Annotated in this window: 13 protein-coding genes, 1 tRNA gene and 1 pseudogene; 3 read left to right on the top strand and 12 right to left on the bottom strand. The window is 66.4% G+C overall.

Translation table 11 applies throughout. The features are described from left to right. Positions 1-9: 9 nt before the first annotated feature. Positions 10-1,098, bottom strand: a complete 1,089-nt coding sequence (locus Q9R31_RS13655; RefSeq protein WP_311263268.1) for an ROK family glucokinase — start codon at positions 1,096-1,098, stop codon at positions 10-12. A 171-nt stretch (positions 1,099-1,269) separates the two neighbouring features. Here Q9R31_RS13655 and Q9R31_RS13650 point away from each other — a divergent pair, with 171 nt between their 5' ends. Then, positions 1,270-3,078 (top strand): AMP-dependent synthetase/ligase, encoded by a 1,809-nt coding sequence (locus Q9R31_RS13650; RefSeq protein ID WP_311263267.1) that lies wholly within the window; start codon positions 1,270-1,272, stop codon positions 3,076-3,078. 210 nt (positions 3,079-3,288) lie between these two features. On the opposite strand, the gene Q9R31_RS13645 is transcribed toward Q9R31_RS13650, so the two are convergent. After that, complete coding sequence (locus Q9R31_RS13645; RefSeq protein WP_311263266.1) at positions 3,289-6,687, bottom strand: pyruvate carboxylase; 3,399 nt, start codon at positions 6,685-6,687, stop codon at positions 3,289-3,291. Positions 6,688-6,989: 302 nt separating this feature from the next. On the opposite strand from Q9R31_RS13645, the gene Q9R31_RS13640 reads away from it, so the two are divergent. Continuing rightward, positions 6,990-7,808, top strand: coding sequence for a ParA family protein (locus Q9R31_RS13640; protein WP_311263265.1), 819 nt, complete (start codon positions 6,990-6,992; stop codon positions 7,806-7,808). Positions 7,809-7,865: 57 nt separating this feature from the next. Here the strand turns inward: Q9R31_RS13640 and Q9R31_RS13635 are convergent, their stop codons facing one another. The 5 genes from Q9R31_RS13635 to gcvH form a co-directional block, all read right to left on the bottom strand. After that, complete coding sequence (locus tag Q9R31_RS13635; protein ID WP_018763528.1) at positions 7,866-8,459, bottom strand: MerR family transcriptional regulator; 594 nt, start codon at positions 8,457-8,459, stop codon at positions 7,866-7,868. A gap of 232 nt (positions 8,460-8,691) precedes the next feature. Further along, entirely contained in the window at positions 8,692-9,195 is a 504-nt protein-coding gene (locus Q9R31_RS13630) for a bifunctional nuclease family protein (RefSeq protein ID WP_056331728.1), read from the bottom strand. Beyond that, on the bottom strand, positions 9,195-9,911 hold the full coding sequence (locus tag Q9R31_RS13625; RefSeq protein ID WP_018763526.1) for a MerR family transcriptional regulator: 717 nt from the start codon (positions 9,909-9,911) through the stop codon (positions 9,195-9,197). The genes Q9R31_RS13630 and Q9R31_RS13625 overlap by 1 nt, the downstream gene beginning before the upstream one ends. A gap of 23 nt (positions 9,912-9,934) precedes the next feature. Continuing rightward, entirely contained in the window at positions 9,935-10,411 is a 477-nt protein-coding gene (locus Q9R31_RS13620; protein WP_142121243.1) for an FHA domain-containing protein, read from the bottom strand. Positions 10,412-10,567: 156 nt separating this feature from the next. After that, the gene (gcvH, locus tag Q9R31_RS13615; protein ID WP_018763524.1) at positions 10,568-10,954 is read right to left on the bottom strand and encodes a glycine cleavage system protein GcvH; all 387 of its coding nucleotides are present in this window, start codon (positions 10,952-10,954) and stop codon (positions 10,568-10,570) included. Positions 10,955-11,120: 166 nt separating this feature from the next. On the opposite strand from gcvH, the gene Q9R31_RS13610 reads away from it, so the two are divergent. Next, complete coding sequence (locus tag Q9R31_RS13610) at positions 11,121-11,990, top strand: DNA-formamidopyrimidine glycosylase family protein (protein WP_311263264.1); 870 nt, start codon at positions 11,121-11,123, stop codon at positions 11,988-11,990. Positions 11,991-12,087: 97 nt separating this feature from the next. Here Q9R31_RS13610 and Q9R31_RS13605 read toward each other — a convergent pair. The 5 genes and pseudogenes from Q9R31_RS13605 to Q9R31_RS13585 all read right to left on the bottom strand — a co-directional run bounded on the left by Q9R31_RS13605 (position 12,088) and on the right by Q9R31_RS13585 (position 16,392). Next, positions 12,088-12,164: transfer RNA gene (locus tag Q9R31_RS13605), tRNA-Pro, on the bottom strand. A 137-nt stretch (positions 12,165-12,301) separates the two neighbouring features. After that, a complete protein-coding gene (gene der / locus Q9R31_RS13600; RefSeq protein WP_311263263.1) occupies positions 12,302-13,849 on the bottom strand; it encodes a ribosome biogenesis GTPase Der in 1,548 nt (515 codons plus the stop codon). 10 nt (positions 13,850-13,859) lie between these two features. Beyond that, positions 13,860-14,538 (bottom strand): annotated as a pseudogene (locus Q9R31_RS13595) (lysophospholipid acyltransferase family protein). Positions 14,539-14,569: 31 nt separating this feature from the next. Continuing rightward, a complete protein-coding gene (gene cmk / locus Q9R31_RS13590; RefSeq protein WP_311263262.1) occupies positions 14,570-15,283 on the bottom strand; it encodes a (d)CMP kinase in 714 nt (237 codons plus the stop codon). Then, a complete protein-coding gene (locus Q9R31_RS13585; protein ID WP_311263261.1) occupies positions 15,283-16,392 on the bottom strand; it encodes a prephenate dehydrogenase in 1,110 nt (369 codons plus the stop codon). The genes cmk and Q9R31_RS13585 overlap by 1 nt, the downstream gene beginning before the upstream one ends. Between the last annotated feature and the right edge of the window lie 2 nt (positions 16,393-16,394).

Genomic DNA, 16,394 nt, shown 5'->3' with positions numbered 1-16,394 from the left:
CCGCCGTCGTCAACCGTGGACCCGGCTGCTTACGCGCGAAAGGTCGGCGGCGCCGATAAGGCCGGCGTTGGGGCCGAGGGCTGCCAGTTCGATCCCCGCGGCCGGACGGAAGCCGCGGCCCGTCAGGTTCCGGGCGAACGCTTTGCGTGCCGGTTCCACGAGCAGGTCACCTGCTGAGCACAGCCCGCCGCCGATCACGAAGAGGCCCGGGTCCAGCGCCGCCGCCAGGTTGGCAAGCCCCAAACCGAGCCATTCGCCGACTTCCTCGATCAACTCCCGTGAGGCGGGGTCTCCGGCCAGTGCCAGTTCGGTCACGACGGCTCCGGTGATGGCGTCGGGATGGCCGCCCACGGCTGCCAGCAGGTCCTGGGCCATCGGCGAATTCGACCGGGCAAGGAGCCTGGCTTCCCGGCCCAGCGCGTTGCCGGACGCGTACTGTTCCCAGCATCCGCGGTTGCCGCATTCGCAACGGTGGCCACCGGGCACGATGATCTGGTGGCCGAACTCTCCTGCCACGCCGAACCGGCCGCGTTCCACCCTGCCGTCCATCACCATGGCGCCCCCGATGCCGGTGCCCAGCGTGATGCAGACCAGCCGGTCCTCCCCCTGCCCGGCGCCGAAGCGCCACTCGGCCCACGCCGCAGCGTCGGCGTCGTTGGTCAGCAGCACCGGACGGCGGAGGAGCCGCTGGAGGTTCTCACGCAGCGGTTCGTTGCGCCAGGCCAGGTGCGGGCTGAAGAGCACAGTGCCGCCGGCCAGGTCCATCCACCCGGCAGCGCCAATGCCCACGGACCAGATGCGATGCCCCCGGCCCAGTTCCGCCACCAGTTCCACGATGACCTGCTCCACCGCCCGTGGATCAGTTCCCGGGGTGGAACGGCGTGCCTCACTGAGGATCCTGCCTTCGGCGTCCACGACGCCGGCGGCTACCTTGGTTCCCCCGATGTCTATCCCGATGGCGAGCCCCTTGCGGCCGAGGCGAAGGTGCCCGCCGACACCCCCGTGCAGCTGTCCGGCACGGTGCGCGGCGGGACGGCGGCGCCAGGGCGCTGGTCTTTTGAGGGGGCCGGCCTGATCGCCGGACGAGGGTCCGTACATAGTGCACCATTCTAGGCGGGCGCAAGGATTGTCTTGACATGAAGCTCCGCACGCCGGGTCCATTGACTGCTAAGTTACTCGCCAGTAGGTTTGTGTACTGCACAGTACCGGCAGGGGTACTAGTCTTTAGGCAAACCCCTGCGCGGGACTTCAGATATCAAAGGAGCTATAGTGCGCGAATTCAGTGTTCCGCCCCTGGTTGTTGTCCCACCCGAAACCAACATCACCGATCTGGTCTTGCGGCAGGCGGCCAAGCCCGGCAACCCGGCACTGTTTTCGCGCCTGGACTCAGCAGGCTCGTGGCGTGACGTGCCCGCTACCGAATTCCTTGCCGACGTGAAGGCCCTGGCCAAGGGGCTCATCGCCAGTGGAGTCGGTGCCGGTGACCGCGTTGGCATCATGTCCCGCACCCGTTATGAGTGGGCACTTGTTGACTTCTCCATCTGGTTCGCGGGTGCCGTGTCGGTGCCCATCTATGAAACCTCCTCCCCCTCCCAGGTTGCCTGGAATCTGGGCGATTCCGGTGCCGTGGCCGCGTTCGGCGAGTCTGCCCACCACGAGAACGTCATCCGCCAGGCGGTCACGGCCGAGGGCCTTACGGCCGTGCAGCACGTGTGGCAGCTCGAGGGCCAAGGCCTGGACAGCCTTCGCGACGCCGGCAGGGACGTCAGTGACGAAGAACTGGAATCGCGCCGCAGTGCAGCCGGCCTCAACGACGTTGCCACGATCATTTACACGTCCGGAACCACGGGGCGCCCCAAGGGCTGCGAGCTAACGCACGGCAACTTCGTTGAACTCTCGGACAACGCACTGTCCATCATCGGCGACATTGTCCACGAGAACGCCAAGACCATCATGTTCCTGCCGCTGGCCCACGTGTTTGCCCGCTTTATCTCAGTGCTTGCCATGGCTGCGGGAACCACCGTGGCCCATACACCGGACATCAAGAACCTTCTGGCCGACCTGCAAAGCTACGAACCGACGTTCATCCTGGCGGTGCCCAGGGTCTTCGAAAAGGTCTACAACTCCGCGTTGACGAAGGCCGAGGACGGCGGCAAGGGCGCCATCTTCCACCGGGCCGCCGAAACGGCCATCGCATTTTCCAAAGCCCGCCAGGACGGACGGGTGGGGCTTGGCCTGAAGCTCCGGCACGCCTTGTTCGACAAACTGGTCTACGGCAAGTTGCGGGCGGCCATGGGCGGACACGTCGCCCACGCGGTATCCGGCGGCGGCCCCCTTGGCGAACGGCTGGGGCACTTCTTCCAGGGCATCGGACTGCAGGTGCTGGAAGGCTACGGCCTGACCGAAACCACGGCCCCCATCACGGTGAACACACCGTCACGCATCAAGATCGGCTCGGTGGGCAAGCCCCTCCCCGGAAATGCCGTAAAGATTGCCGACGACGGCGAGATCCTGGCCAAGGGAGTCTGCGTCATGCGGGGCTACTACCGGCGGGAGGACCTGACAGCGGATGCGTTCTCCGACGGCTGGTTCCACACCGGTGACATCGGCCGGCTGGACGACGAAGGCTTCGTCTGGATCACCGGCCGCAAGAAGGAGATCATCGTCACCGCCGGCGGCAAGAACGTCATCCCCGCGTTGCTTGAAGACCAGATCCGCGCGGATGCCCTGGTGTCGCAGGTCCTGGTGGTGGGCGACAACAGGCCCTTCATCGGAGCACTGGTGACCCTCGACCAGGAGGCCCTTCCGGGCTGGCTCCAGCGCCACGGCCTTCCGGCGGACACCACCCTGGAGCAGGCTGCGGACAATCCGGTGGTCAAGGCAGCAGTGCAGGACCTGGTCACCGCAGCAAACACGTCGGTCTCACAAGCCGAGGCCATCAAGTCCTTCCGCATCGTCCCGGCAGATTTCACGGAGGCTTCCGGACACCTGACCCCCTCGATGAAGGTGAAGCGGGCCCAGGTCATGAAGGACTTCGAAACCGTCATCGAAGAGATGTACTCCGCCCCGCGCTCGTAGCGAGGCATCAGAAGAGGCGGGGCCCGGTCCGGCAGCGTGCGTAAAAGGGGCCTTACGCCCCCGCTCGCCGCGAAGCGGCCTCAGCGGGGCGTGGGGAATAGCACGCAGAGGATCGGGCCCCGCCTCTACCGCGGGCCGCCAGAGTACGGAAGGGCCGCTCCCCATGCTTGGGGAGCGGCCCTCTTTGTGTCTCTGGCGTGCAGCCTCGGCTTACTGTTCGATGACCAGCAGGAGGTCTCCGCCCTGGACCTGCTCCACGGCTGAGATGGCGAGGCGGGCAACCTTGCCGCCCACCGGCGTCGTGATGGATGCTTCCATCTTCATGGCCTCGATGGTTGCCACCGTGTCTCCTGCCTTCAGGGTGTCGCCGGGCTTGACCGTGACCGTGACGGCACCGGCGAACGGTGCGGCGACCTGGCCGGGCTGGGCGGGATCGGCTTTCTCGGCGGCCTTGACGTTGCTCACCACAGAACGGTCGCGCACCACGACCGGACGGGACTGGCCATTGAGGGTGCACATGACGGTGCGCATGCCCTTTTCATCCGGCTCCGAGACGGCCTCCAGGGAAGCGATCAGCCGGACACCACGCTCCAGCTGGATCTCATGCTCGGTTCCGCGCTGGAGCCCGTAAAGGTAGTCGCGGGTGTCCAGAACGGAAATGTTGCCGTACGTCTCCACGCTCTTCAGGTAGTCCTTGGTGGGCCCGTCGAAGAGCAGCCGGTTCAGCGTGTGCTGGCGGGTCTTCGAATCGGACTTCAGCGCGGCGCTGTCCTCGGCGCTGAGCTCGACGTCGCGGACCTTCACGCTGCGGCCCTGGAGGGCCTTAGTGCGGAAGGGCTCCGGCCAGCCTCCGGGAGGATCACCGAGCTCGCCGGACAGGAATCCGATCACGGAATCCGGGATGTCGTAGTTCTGCGGGTTCGCCTCAAAATCTGCGGGATCGGCATTGAGGCCCACCAGGTGCAGGGCGAGATCGCCCACCACCTTGGAGGACGGCGTCACCTTGACCAGGTGGCCCAGGATGCGGTCCGCTGCGGTGTACATGTCCTCGATGGCTTCGAAGCGCTCCCCCAGCCCCAGTGCCATGGCCTGCTGGCGCAGGTTGGACAGCTGGCCGCCCGGGATCTCGTGCTTGTACACGCGGCCGGTGGGGCCCGGCAGGCCGGACTCGAACGGTGCGTAGACGCGCCGCACGGCTTCCCAGTAGGGCTCGAGCGAGCTCACGGCGTCGAGGCTGAGGCCGGTGTCCCGCGGAGTGTGGGCAAGAGCGGCAACAAGGGCCGACGCCGAGGGCTGGCTTGTGGTGCCGGCCAGGGAGGCGGAGGCCACATCCACGGCGTCCACACCCGCGTCGACGGCTGCCAGGAGTGTGGCCAGCTGGCCGCCCGCGGTGTCGTGTGTGTGAAGGTGGACCGGCAGGTCGAACCGTTCGCGGAGGGCTGCGACCAGTTTGGCCCCGGCTGCAGGACGCAGCAGGCCGGCCATGTCCTTAATGGCCAGGATGTGGGCACCGGCGTCGACGATCTTCTGCGCCAACCCCAGGTAGTAGTCCAGGGTGTACAGCTTCTCGTCCGGGTCCAGCATGTCCCCGGTGTAGCAGAGGGCCACTTCGGCGACGGCGGTGCCGGTGGCACGGACGGCGCGGATGGCAGGTGCCATCTGGCTGACGTCGTTCAGGGCGTCGAAGATACGGAAGATGTCGATGCCCGTGGCCGCGGCCTCGTTGACGAACGCCTCAGTCACCTCTTCCGGGTAAGGCGTGTAGCCAACGGTGTTCCGGCCGCGCAGCAGCATCTGGATGCAGACGTTCGGCATGGCGGCACGCAGGGCAGCGAGCCGGTCCCACGGGTCCTCGCCGAGGAAGCGCAGTGCGACGTCATAAGTTGCTCCACCCCACGCCTCTACGGACAGCAGCTGCGGAAGGAGCGCCGTGACGGCAGGACCGGCGGCAACGAGGTCCCGCGTGCGGACGCGGGTGGCCAGCAGGGACTGGTGCGCGTCACGGAAGGTGGTGTCGGTGACGGCGACCGCATTCTGCTCACGCAGCGCCCTCGCGAAGCCTTCCGGGCCCAGCTCAAGGAGTTTCTGGCGTGAACCCGGTGCTGCCTGTTTGCCTTTGACGTCGGGCAGCTTGAGGGCGGGATTGGAGTGCACTGCCAGTTCGCCGTTGGGCTTGTTGACGGTGACGTCGGCCAGCCAGGTGAGGAGCTTGGTGCCGCGGTCGGCCGAGACGCGGGCCTTGAGCAGCTCCGGTCGCTGGTCGATGAAGTTGGTGGCCACATCCCCGGCGATGAAGTCCGGGTCATCCAGCACGGCCTGCAGGAAGGGGATGTTCGTGGAGACACCGCGGATGCGGAATTCGGCCAGGGCACGGCGGGCACGGGCAACGGCTGCCGGGTAGTCCCTGCCGCGGCAGGTGAGCTTGACCAGCATGGAGTCGAAGTGTGGGCTGATCTCAGCACCGGAGTAGACCGTGCCGCCGTCCAGCCGTACACCGGCGCCGCCGGCCGAGCGGTAACCGGTGATCTTTCCGACGTCGGGCCGGAAACCGTTGGCGGGATCCTCGGTGGTGATGCGGCTCTGCAGCGCGGCGCCGCGAAGCTTGACCGTGTCCTGTGAGAGGCCCAGGTCGGCGAGGGTCTCGCCCGAGGCGATCCGCATCTGGGCCTGGACCAGGTCCACGTCCGTGACTTCCTCGGTGACCGTGTGCTCCACCTGGATGCGAGGGTTCATTTCGATGAAGACATGCTGGCCTGCCCGCTCACCCTCGGTGTCCACGAGGAACTCGACGGTGCCGGCGTTGACATAGTTCAATGCCTTGGCGAACTTCACGGCATCGCGGTAAAGGGCCTGGCGGATGCCCTCGTCCAGGTTGGGCGCCGGAGCGATCTCGATGACCTTCTGGTGCCGCCGCTGGATGGAACAGTCACGCTCGAAAAGGTGCATGACATTGCCCTCGGCGTCCGCGAGGATCTGGACTTCGATGTGCCGCGGGCGCAGGACCGCCTGCTCCAGGAACATGGTGGGGTCACCGAAGGCGGCGTCCGCTTCGCGCATGGCGGACTTAAGGGCCTCAGGCAGGGCCTCCCGGGTATCCACCCGCCGCATGCCGCGGCCGCCGCCGCCGGCCACAGCCTTGGCGAAGATGGGGAATCCGATCTCATCGGCCGCAGCCAGGAGCTCGTCCAGGTCCTTGGACGGCTCGCTGGACTTCAGGACCGGCACACCCGCCTCGCGGGCCGCCTTCAACGCGGCCACCTTGTTGCCGGCAAGCTCCAGCACCTCGGCCGGCGGGCCCACGAAGGTGATACCGGCTTCCTTTGCCGCCCGGGCCAGGTCAGGGTTTTCGGACAGGAAGCCATAACCCGGGTAGATGGCGTCCGCGCCGGACTCCTTGGCGACCCGGACCATCTCAGCCACGTCAAGGTACGCCCGGACGGGATGGCCTTCCTCGCCGATCAGGTACGCCTCGTCCGCTTTCTGGCGGTGGATCGAGTTTCGGTCCTCTTGGGGAAAAACGGCAACGGTCTTGGCGCCAAGCTCGTAGCCGGCGCGGAAGGCCCTGATCGCGATTTCACCGCGGTTGGCCACCAGAATTTTGGAAAACATGCTTCTCCTGCATCATTGCGGGGTGGATCGATGAGTGGTCACAGTGTCTAGGACCTACAAGGACAAACACAAATCTTTGTGGCCCCAGTCACAGATTTTCCCGTCATGTCCTGATCGCTTTCAGCCTGCCTGGCGGAAACCGCCCCGGCACCACAGCCGGTGCCATGCCGACGCCCGGTAAAGCAGGATTCGCCGACGCATCAACATATGATGAGTAGGGCGGCAGGACCGTCCGGCTTCGGCTCTGCCGAGGCAAACATTACCCCCAACACGGCATCCGGCGTTAGGTTTTGGTCTCTCAAGTGCAAGTAGTCAGCATCAGCAGCCTCAAGGGTGGAGTCGGCAAGACTTCCGTCACCACAGGATTGGCGTCTGCGGCGCTGGCCGCCGGAGTTCCCACGCTGGTGGTGGACCTCGATCCGCACGCCGACGCCACGACGGCCCTCGGCGTACAGCCGGGCGACCAGTTGGATATCGGCAGGATGTTGAAGAGCCCCCGCAGGGCGAAACTGGCCGAGAACGTGGTGCGCAGCAGCTGGGCTGACCGGACCCCGCCAGACGGTGCCGGGCGCGCCGTACTGGATGTCGCCGTCGGCTCTGCCTACACCGGAATCTACGACCGGCCGGACCTTGGCCGCCGCGACCTCCGCAGGCTTTCCGCCGTGCTCGCCGGCGCCGACGATTACCAGCTGGTCCTCATCGATTGCCCGCCGTCCCTCAATGGCCTGACGCGCATGGCGTGGGCCGCCAGCGACAAGGTTGCCCTGGTTGCCGAACCCGGCCTGTTCTCGGTGGCCGGCACGGAACGCACCATGCGGGCCATCCAGCTGTTCAAGCAGGAATTTGCGCCCAACCTGTCGCCGGCGGGCATCGTGGCCAACCGCGTCCGCAGCGGCTCTTCCGAGCACACCTACCGCCTGGCCGAGATGGAGTCCATGTTCGGCGAACTCCTGCTAAGCCCGCGCATTCCCGAGCAGGCCAACTGGCAACAGATCCAGGGTGCAGCCCACCCCGTCCACCACTGGCCCGGGGACTCGGCAAAGTCCGCGGCCGGATTGTTTGACGAGCTCTTGTCCAACCTGATGGCAGCCGGCAAGGGCCTGCGCAGCCGCACCCGCTAGAACGTCCCGTTAACTGCAGAGGCCGCCCTCCAAGGGGCGGCCTCTGCAGTTAAAGCGTCAGCTGATCTTGCGGGCGGCCCGCCGCTTGCTCAGTTCGTCGTCCGGAAAGGACTGCTCGGCGGCGTGCTCGCTGGGCAGGGATGCCAGGCTTCCTTCCACCTCGCGCCATACCCGCCCGACGGCGATACCAAAAACGCCCTGGCCGCCCTGTACCAGGTCAATGACTTCGTCGGCGGACGTGCACTCGTAGACGCTGGCGCCGTCGCTCATCAGCGTAATCTGCGCCAGGTCCTCGACGCCGCGTTCCCGAAGGTGTTCCACGGCGGTGCGGATCTGCTGGAGGGATACGCCGGTGTCGAGGAGCCGCTTGACCACCTTGAGCACCAGGATGTCGCGGAATCCGTACAGCCGCTGCGAGCCGGATCCTGCCGCGCCGCGCACGGCGGGCTCAACCAGGCCCGTGCGGGCCCAGTAATCAAGCTGGCGGTAGGTGATGCCTGCTGCCTTGCAGGCCGTGGGCCCACGGTAGCCGGCGTCCTCGTCCAGTACGGGCAGGTCCTCGGTGAACAGGAGGCCCTGGGCACCGCTCACGGGCACAGCAACACCAGCCGTGGGCTGTTTCAGCCCGCCTGCTTCGCCTTTGGGACTCACCTGGATCCTCCTTGTCGTACGCTCCCCGGAACTGATACGGCGGCCTTGGCATGAAGACCATGGGTGTAATTTTTCCGCGGGGCGCACTTTCCAGTGTGACTTGCGCGGCTGCCGTAAGCAAGGGAACTTGATACTTCGACGTTAGGCCCGGCGGGTCCCGAGGTCAAAGACCTTCGGGCCTTGGAAGAGGCGTGTCGAAACTTTCAGGCTTAACTTTAACCTTAACGTGACCTTAGCCGTCGAAATCCTCGGGTTCGACGTCGTCAAGGAACTCGCGGAAGCGGCGCAGTTCGCGCTCCTCATCCACGGTGGGGCCCGGCTCCGCGTCCTCGCCCTCGTCGTGTTCGGTAATGCGGACGCCGGCCTCATCCATGACCGAATCGGCGCACCAGATCCGGCACTTTGCGCGCAGCGCCACCGCAAGCGCATCCGAAGCCCTGGAGCTCACCGTCGTGCCGTTCTCGAACTGCAGCTGTCCGTAGAAGATGTTGTCCTCCACCGCAACGATGTTGACGCTGACGACGGAGTGGCCCAATGACTCCACGACGTCCACCAGGAGATCATGCGTCATGGGGCGGGGCGGGACCACGCCCTGCTGGGCAAGCGCGATGGCACTGGCTTCCGGCGTGCCGATCCAGATGGGGACGTGGCGTTCGCCATGCATCTCCTTGAGCAGGACCAACGGCTGGTTGGAAGGCAGTTCGATGCGAACGCCTACAATCTCGACTTCGATCATCAGATGTCCATGCGTGAGATGTGGTCCTGCACCAGGGCCCGGTGCAGGGTGAGGCAGAGGTCGCTGATCTCGCGGGCGGCCTCCGCCGCACGTGCTTGTGATGCGGAGTCCTTGCGCGAGGCAAGCGGCGCCACGGCGCGTTCCACCAGGCCGAATTCACGTTCGGCCGCTGCCTGGAAGGGCCGCAGATGCCGGGGTTCCAGGCCGTGGCTTTCCAGCTGGACGCAGGCGCGGGCCACCTGGAGGGCATGTTCGTCGAACTGGCCGTTGCTGTGGCTGATGAGGCCAAAGCTCAGGAGTGACTGCAGCAGGGGCACGCTGGCGCCGGATTCGGTCCGCAGCTGTTCCTCGCTCAGCTTCCGGCCGCGGTTCTGCAACTCGGCGGCCAGTTCGTCCGAGACAATGCGCGGGGAAACCACGACGCCGGGCGGCAGGTTCTCCGGCCGCTCTCCCCTGTCGATGGCGTCAAGGTAGTCCTTGATGACTTTCAGGGGCAGGTACTGGTCCCGCTGCAGGGCCAGCACGAAGCGCAGCCGCTCCACGTCGCCGTCGGAATACTGCCGGTACCCGGCAGGAGTGCGCCGGGGGTTGATCAGTCCCTTTTCCTCAAGGAACCGGATCTTCGACGCAGTCATGCCCGGGAAGTCGGCGCTCAGCTGGGCGAGGACTTCGCCAATGTTCAGGACCTGGGGGCCCCGGCGTTCCGGTTGTGCCATTGCCACAGGCAGCGGTCCCCGGTTCAGCTGCGGCCTGCAGCCGTGGCAGGGCTCAGGTAGAAGGTGAGGCGGAACTTGCCGATCTGGACTTCGCTGCCGGACTTCAACTCCACGCGGTCCACACGGTCGTGGTTGACGTACGTGCCGTTGAGGCTGTTCTTGTCCACGACTTCGAAGCTGCGGGCCGTCCGCCGGAATTCGACGTGGCGGCGCGAAACCGTGACGTCGTCAAGGAAGATATCCGCGTCCGGGTGGCGGCCTGCAGTGGTCACGTCCGAATCCAGCAGGAACCGGGCGCCGGCATTCGGGCCGCTGTGGGCCACGAGCAGCGCCGAGCCGGCAGGCAGGGCTTCTACCGAGTTGCGCTCGTCAAAGGACAGCCTCGGGGCGATGGTGGGTTCATCGGTGACGGGGGTGAGATGGATCGAGGTGGTCTCCGACGCCTTAGCCGCACCCGTGCCGTAATCCCCATCGGCAGGGTTGTGTCTGTGGCCAGCCATGGATTCCTCCTCTTTGACGTTGCGGGCATCAAACCCGCAACCAACGTTTACTCCCCGGCCCTGCCAGCAGGTCCGGCGCCGGCACCCGATCCCGGCGCTGACGTGCGGAGACGCTGTGCCTGCGGCGCGGGGCCGGACCGGAATTCCCGGTTAGCTTTAGCCTACCTGTTGTTCGTACTCGGATGCACTGAGCAGGGACTCAACGGCGTCAGGTTCGGCGAGTTTGACCTCGATGAGCCAGCCGTCGCCGTACGGATCGGTGTTGATCAGGGCCGAATCGCTGTCCAGGGAGTCGTTCCGGGCCACAACCTCGCCGGAAACGGGGGCGTAGATGTCGCTCACACTTTTGGTGGACTCGACCTCGCCCACCACTTCGTTTGCCGTAATCTTCGTGCCGACTTCGGGCATCTGGGCGTAAACGACATCCCCAAGGGCGTCCTGGGCAAAGTCGGTGATTCCCACCCGGACCACGCCGTCGGCATTCGGGGCCGTAACCCACTCGTGTTCGGCGGTGTAGGACAGGTCTTCGGGAATGTTGCTCATGGGGGGCCTTTCATCGGGGTACGCGCCAATGTCAAAGGGGCCCGCAAAACGGGCCGCCGGTGAAAGTATAGGCACAAGTGCCGGGGCCGGCGCGGGCCTTTCTGACAAGATGGGACCCATGAGTGCAAGCACCGGTGCGGCATGCCGGGGACGGGGCAGGTAGGCGATGCCGGAACTGCCCGAAGTCGCCGGCCTGGCCGCGTTCCTTGACGAACAGCTGCGGGGTTGCGTGGTCAGCAAACTGCAGGTTGTCTCCTTCGCCGTGCTCAAGACGGCCGACCCGCCGTTCAATGCCATCGAGGGCCGCACCGTGTCCGGCGTCCGCCGCTTCGGAAAGTTCATCAGCATTGACACTGACGGCATTTCCCTGGTGTTCCACCTGGCGCGCGCGGGCTGGGTGCGGTTTACCGACTCCCCGGCCGGCAGCCAGCTGCGGATGGGCAAGGGCCTCATCGCGGTCCGGGCGGCTTTCTCCGGCCCTGATGGGCCGCGCGGCCTGGACCTGACGGAAGCGGGCACCAAGAAAAGCCTCGCCGTCTACGTGGTGCGGGATCCGCAGGAGGTGCCGGGCATCGCCACGCTGGGTCCGGATCCCTTTACCGAGGCGTTCGACGCCGACATGCTTGCTGCGATTCTGGCCGGCAGTTCGCAGCAGATCAAGGGACTCCTGCGCAGCCAAAGCGTCATCGCCGGCATCGGCAATGCCTACAGCGACGAAATCCTGCACGCCGCCCGGGTCTCGCCGTTCGCCATCGCAAAATCCCTGGACCGGGAGACGGTGCAGGTGCTGTACGACGCCATCCACAGCGTGCTGGGCGAGGCGCTGGCGGAGGCAGCCGGCAAGCCGCCCAAGGACCTCAAGGACGTCAAACGCAGCCACATGCGCGTTCACGCCCGGACCGGGCAGCCCTGCCCCGTCTGCGGCGACACGGTACGGGAAGTCTCGTTCGCGGACACTGCCCTGCAGTATTGCCCCACCTGCCAGACGAAAGGCAAGATCCTGGCGGACCGGAGGACATCCAAGTTCCTGAAGTAGGAACCTGTGGGATGGCCAAAAAAGCAGGAAGCAAACACCGGCGAAAAGCCAAAAAAGCGGAAAGCGCCGGAGAAATTCTCCGGCGCTTTCCGCTTTCTGGTCGGGCTGACAGGATTTGAACCTGCGACCCCTTGACCCCCAGTCAAGTGCGCTACCAAGCTGCGCTACAGCCCGCTGGTTCCGCCGTTCTCCGCTGAACTCAAATCCAAGGATTTTCATCAGCAGTCCGGCCGAACCACCTAGAAGAGCTTACACGATCCGGAGGGGTGCCAGTGACACTTTCCGGTGATCAGCTCCGAGGTGTGTCGCAATTAACGCTTCCGGCCACGCTTTTCCCGGACGCGCATGCTGACCTCGATCGGCGTGCCTTCGAATCCAAAGGTCTCGCGCAGGCGGCGGGTGATGAACCGGCGGTACCCAGGGTCCAGGAAGCCGGTGGTGAACAGCACGAACTTGGGCGGCCGGCTGGAGGCCTGCGTGCCGAAGAGGATGCGCGGCTGCTTGCCGCCGCGGACCGGGTGGGGGTGCGCGGCCACGAGCTCGCCCAGGAAGGCGTTGAGGCGGCCGGTGGCAATGCGTTTGTCCCAGTTCTCCAGGGCAAGGTCCAGGGCCGGGACCAGGCGGTCCTTGTGCCAGCCGGTCTTTGCCGAAATGTTGACCCGCGGCGCCCATTCGACGTGGGCCAGGTCCTGCTCGATTTCGCGCTCCAGGTAGCGGCGCCGTTCGTCGTCCAGCAGGTCCCACTTGTTGAAGGCCAGGACCAGCGCGCGGCCGGACTCGATGGCCAGCTGCAGGATACGGACGTCCTGTTCACTGAGGACCTCGTCCACGGCGAGCAGCACGACGGCGACCTCCGCCTTTTCGAGCGCAGCCTGCGTCCTGAGTGAGGCGTAGTAGTCGGCGCCCTGGGCCATGTGCTGGCGGCGGCGGATGCCGGCAGTGTCCACGAAGCGCCAGGTCCGGCCGCCGAGTTCGATGAATTCGTCCACGGGGTCGCGGGTGGTTCCGGCGGTGTTGTCCACCACCACGCGTTCGGATCCTGCGAGCTTGTTCAGCAGCGAGGACTTGCCCACATTGGGCCGGCCGATGAGGGCAATGCGGCGCGGGCCGCCGGAGCGGTCCGTTCCCTCAATGGTGGAGTACTCCGGAAGCACGTCCATGACGTGGTCCAGGAGGTCGGCCACACCGCGGCCGTGCAGTGCCGAGACCGGGTACGGTTCACCGAAACCGAGGCCCCACAGCGCGGCGCTGTCCGCTTCCTGGGCAAAGTCGTCCACCTTGTTGGCCACCATGATGACCGGCTTCTTGCTGCGGCGCAGCATCTTCATGACGCCTTCATCCGTGGCAGTGGCGCCAACGGCGGAGTCCACCACGAAAAGCACGGCGTCTGCGAGTTCCACGGCCATCTCGGCCTGTTCGGCCACCCGGGCGTGGATGCCGCGGGCGTCGTGTTCCCAGCCGCCGGTGTCCACCAGGGTGAAGTTGCGGCCGTTCCAGTTGGCTGAATACATGACGCGGTCGCGGGTGACGCCGGGGGTGTCCTCCACCACTGCTTCGCGCCGGCCCAGGATGCGGTTGACCAGCGTGGATTTCCCCACGTTGGGACGGCCGATGATGGCCAGGACGGGGTCGAGCTTGACCGGACCGTCAAAGTCCTCGTCGCCGTATTCCCCGCTCAGCAGGGCGGCGTCGTCCTCGTCAAGGTCGTAGTCCTCGAGGCCGGCCCGGAGGGAGGCGGCACGCATCTCCGCTTCGTCGTCGTCAATTGCTGCCAGGCGTTCGGCAACCTGGTCGGTCCCGGTGGGCGTGTATTCGTCCTCGGCGCCGGAGGGCCCGGAAGTCTGGGTGGTGTCGCTCATTGCACTGTCCTTAGTGGTCATCTGCCGGCGTCCCCGGCTACTGCTGTCAGGTCGTTGTGGTCAGCGAAGGGCAGGGGCTGCCCGCTGAGTTGGATGGTGTCCTGGACGTGCCCTGCCAGCGCTGCACGGATGTCCTGCGCCGCCCTGTCCATTGAAGCACGCCCGCTTTCACCGGCCCGGCGGGCCAGGGTAAGGGCTGACCCGAAGCTGACGTGGAAGCGCCGCCCCGGCCGCGGAACGAAGTCCAGGTGCTCATCGCCCTGCCGCGTGCCCAGGATGGCGACCGGAACAACCGGCGCTCCGGAGTTCAGCGCCAGCCAGGCCACGCCGCCGTTGATGTCCGCCGCTGCCCCGCTCCCCCGCGTCCCTTCCGGAAGAATCCCAACGCAGCGCCCGGCGTCGAGCACGTCCTTGCAGCGCTGCAGCGCAGCCCGGTCCCCTTGCCGGTCCACCGGCAGCTGCCCGGAGGCGGTAAGCACCCGGCCAAGGAAACCCTTGAACATTTCCTGTTTCACCAGGATGTGCATGGGCCGCGGCGAGGCGCCGAACATGACCGGCCCATCGAGGAAGCTGATGTGGTTGGCGGCGAAAATTACCGGCCCGCCGGTAGGGACGTTGTTCCTGCCCGTGACGGTGGTGCGGTACACCAGGTGGTCCAGGATCCAGCCCACCGGCCTGCTCCATGCCATGGTCAGGCCGGACGGCAGGCTCGCCTGGGCGTCAGTCACGGTTGAGGACCTTGGTGACGATCACGAGGGCGGCGTTGACGGTCTGCTCGAAGTCCAGGTCCGAGGAGTCCAGCGTTACCACGCCGGAAGCGGCCTGGGTGAAGTTCACGACGGTTGAGTCCTTGGCATCCCGGTGGGTCACCTGCGCTGCCAGCTGCTCGGCGTTCTGCGTCCCGCCCAGTTGGATGCCGCGACGGCGAAGGCGGGCTTCCTCGCTTGCGGTGAGGAGCATGCGCACCTCGGCTCCGGGTGCGACGACGGTGGTGATGTCCCTGCCTTCCACCACCATGCGGCGGTGGTGCTTTTCGATGAGGTCCCGCTGCCGGCGGATCAGCTCCGTACGGGCACCGAGGGTGGTGGCCACGGCACTGACCGCGGAAGAGATTGCCGGCTCACGGATGGCGTCCGTGACGTCGACGCCGCCCACCCGGACGTATTCCTCCTGCGGGCTGGTGCTCAGTTCCAGCACAAAATCCCGGGCGGCCTGCTCCACGGCCGCGCCGTCGTCAAGGTCGATTCCCTGGGATACGCAGTGCCAGGTGAGGGCACGGTACATCGCTCCGGTGTCCAGGTAGGCCAGCCGCAGCCTGCGGGCGACCTCCTTGCTCACGCTCGATTTGCCGGAGCCTGACGGTCCGTCGATGGCGACCACCAGCGGCCGGCCGATGCGCAGCGCGCGCATGGTTTCGAGGAGTTCCTGTGTCATTACTGAAGTACCCGCCATCCGCGGTCGTTGAGAGCTTCGATCAGGTGGTCGTGCTTGTTCGGCAACACAGACAATTCCACCATGCCAACGTTCTGTCCGGAGGAATGGTCAAGCCGAAGGTCTTCGACATTCACGCCGATTTCGCCGATTTCGGTGAGCAGCTGCGCGATCTGGCCGGGCTTGTCATCCACCAGGACGGTGAGCCAGGAGTATGCCTGCGGCGGCCCGCCGTGCTTGCCGGGAATCCGGGCCTGCCCCGCGTTGCCCTCACTGATTAGCTGTGCCAGGTCCAGCCGGGCTCCCGGCGCCGAGGGCTGTTCCAGGGTCCCGATGAGGCGGTTCAGGTCCTCCCGGACGCCGTAGAGGATCCCGACGACCTTGGCCGCATTCCCGCCCAGGATCTGCACCCACAGGGTGGGGTCGCTCGCGGCGATCCTGGTGACGTCGCGCAGGCCGTTGCCGGCCAGCGACAGGGCATGCAGTGGAGTTCCCTGGAGGCGGCTGGCCAGCAGGGACGACATGACCTGGGGAAGGTGCGACACCAGGGCGACCGCCTCATCGTGTTCGTCCGGGGTGAACTGCGAGACGACTGCCCCCAGGTCCGAGGCGAGCGACCGTGCCACCTGAAGGGCGGCGCCGGAGGTTTCCTCCGACGGGCAGAGCACCCATGGCATCGAGGTGAAAAGCTCGCCGCGCGCGGCGACCGGACCCGATTTTTCCCGCCCGGCCATGGGGTGGGTGCCCACGTAGCGCGTGAGGTCGGCACCGAGGCTGCGCAGCCGGGCCAGGATGGCGGCCTTGACGCTGGCTATGTCGACCACGACCGCGTCGGGGTAGTCAGCCAGCGCCCGGCACACGACGTCGGCCGTAACGTCCGGCGGCGCAGCAACCACCACGAGTTGGGGCTTGCCGCTGCCCAGCTCAGATAAGGGGCGTCCGGCACCAATGTCCACCGCCACCGCCTGGTTGGTGGGCGACGGGTCGGAAAGGAACACCGGTACGCCGCGCCCCCGCAGGCCCAGCCCGATGCTGGTGCCCAGCAGTCCGGTACCAATCACCACCACCGGGCCATCCAGGTGGCCAGGGCCCTGGCTTCTGAACGCGGACATGC

Source organism: Pseudarthrobacter sp. BRE9 (assembly GCF_031844305.1).
GTDB lineage: Bacteria > Actinomycetota > Actinomycetes > Actinomycetales > Micrococcaceae > Arthrobacter.
The sequence above is the reverse complement of the archived record's forward strand: the minus strand, read 5'-3'. Positions and strand labels throughout refer to the sequence as shown.

Bases quoted from the DNA above. Each gene is read 5' to 3' on its own strand.
- Q9R31_RS13655 (WP_311263268.1), bottom strand. From the start codon at position 1,098: ATGTACGGACCCTCGTCCGGCGATCAGGCCGGCCCCCTCAAAAGACCA.
- Q9R31_RS13645 (WP_311263266.1), bottom strand. From the start codon at position 6,687: ATGTTTTCCAAAATTCTGGTGGCCAACCGCGGTGAAATCGCGATCAGG.
- Q9R31_RS13630 (WP_056331728.1), bottom strand. From the start codon at position 9,195: ATGATCGAAGTCGAGATTGTAGGCGTTCGCATCGAACTGCCTTCCAAC.
- Q9R31_RS13625 (WP_018763526.1), bottom strand. From the start codon at position 9,911: ATGGCACAACCGGAACGCCGGGGCCCCCAGGTCCTGAACATTGGCGAA.
- Q9R31_RS13620 (WP_142121243.1), bottom strand. From the start codon at position 10,411: ATGGCTGGCCACAGACACAACCCTGCCGATGGGGATTACGGCACGGGT.
- gcvH (WP_018763524.1), bottom strand. From the start codon at position 10,954: ATGAGCAACATTCCCGAAGACCTGTCCTACACCGCCGAACACGAGTGG.
- Q9R31_RS13610 (WP_311263264.1), top strand. From the start codon at position 11,121: ATGCCGGAACTGCCCGAAGTCGCCGGCCTGGCCGCGTTCCTTGACGAA.
- der (WP_311263263.1), bottom strand. From the start codon at position 13,849: ATGAGCGACACCACCCAGACTTCCGGGCCCTCCGGCGCCGAGGACGAA.
- cmk (WP_311263262.1), bottom strand. From the start codon at position 15,283: ATGACACAGGAACTCCTCGAAACCATGCGCGCGCTGCGCATCGGCCGG.
- Q9R31_RS13585 (WP_311263261.1), bottom strand. From the start codon at position 16,392: ATGTCCGCGTTCAGAAGCCAGGGCCCTGGCCACCTGGATGGCCCGGTG.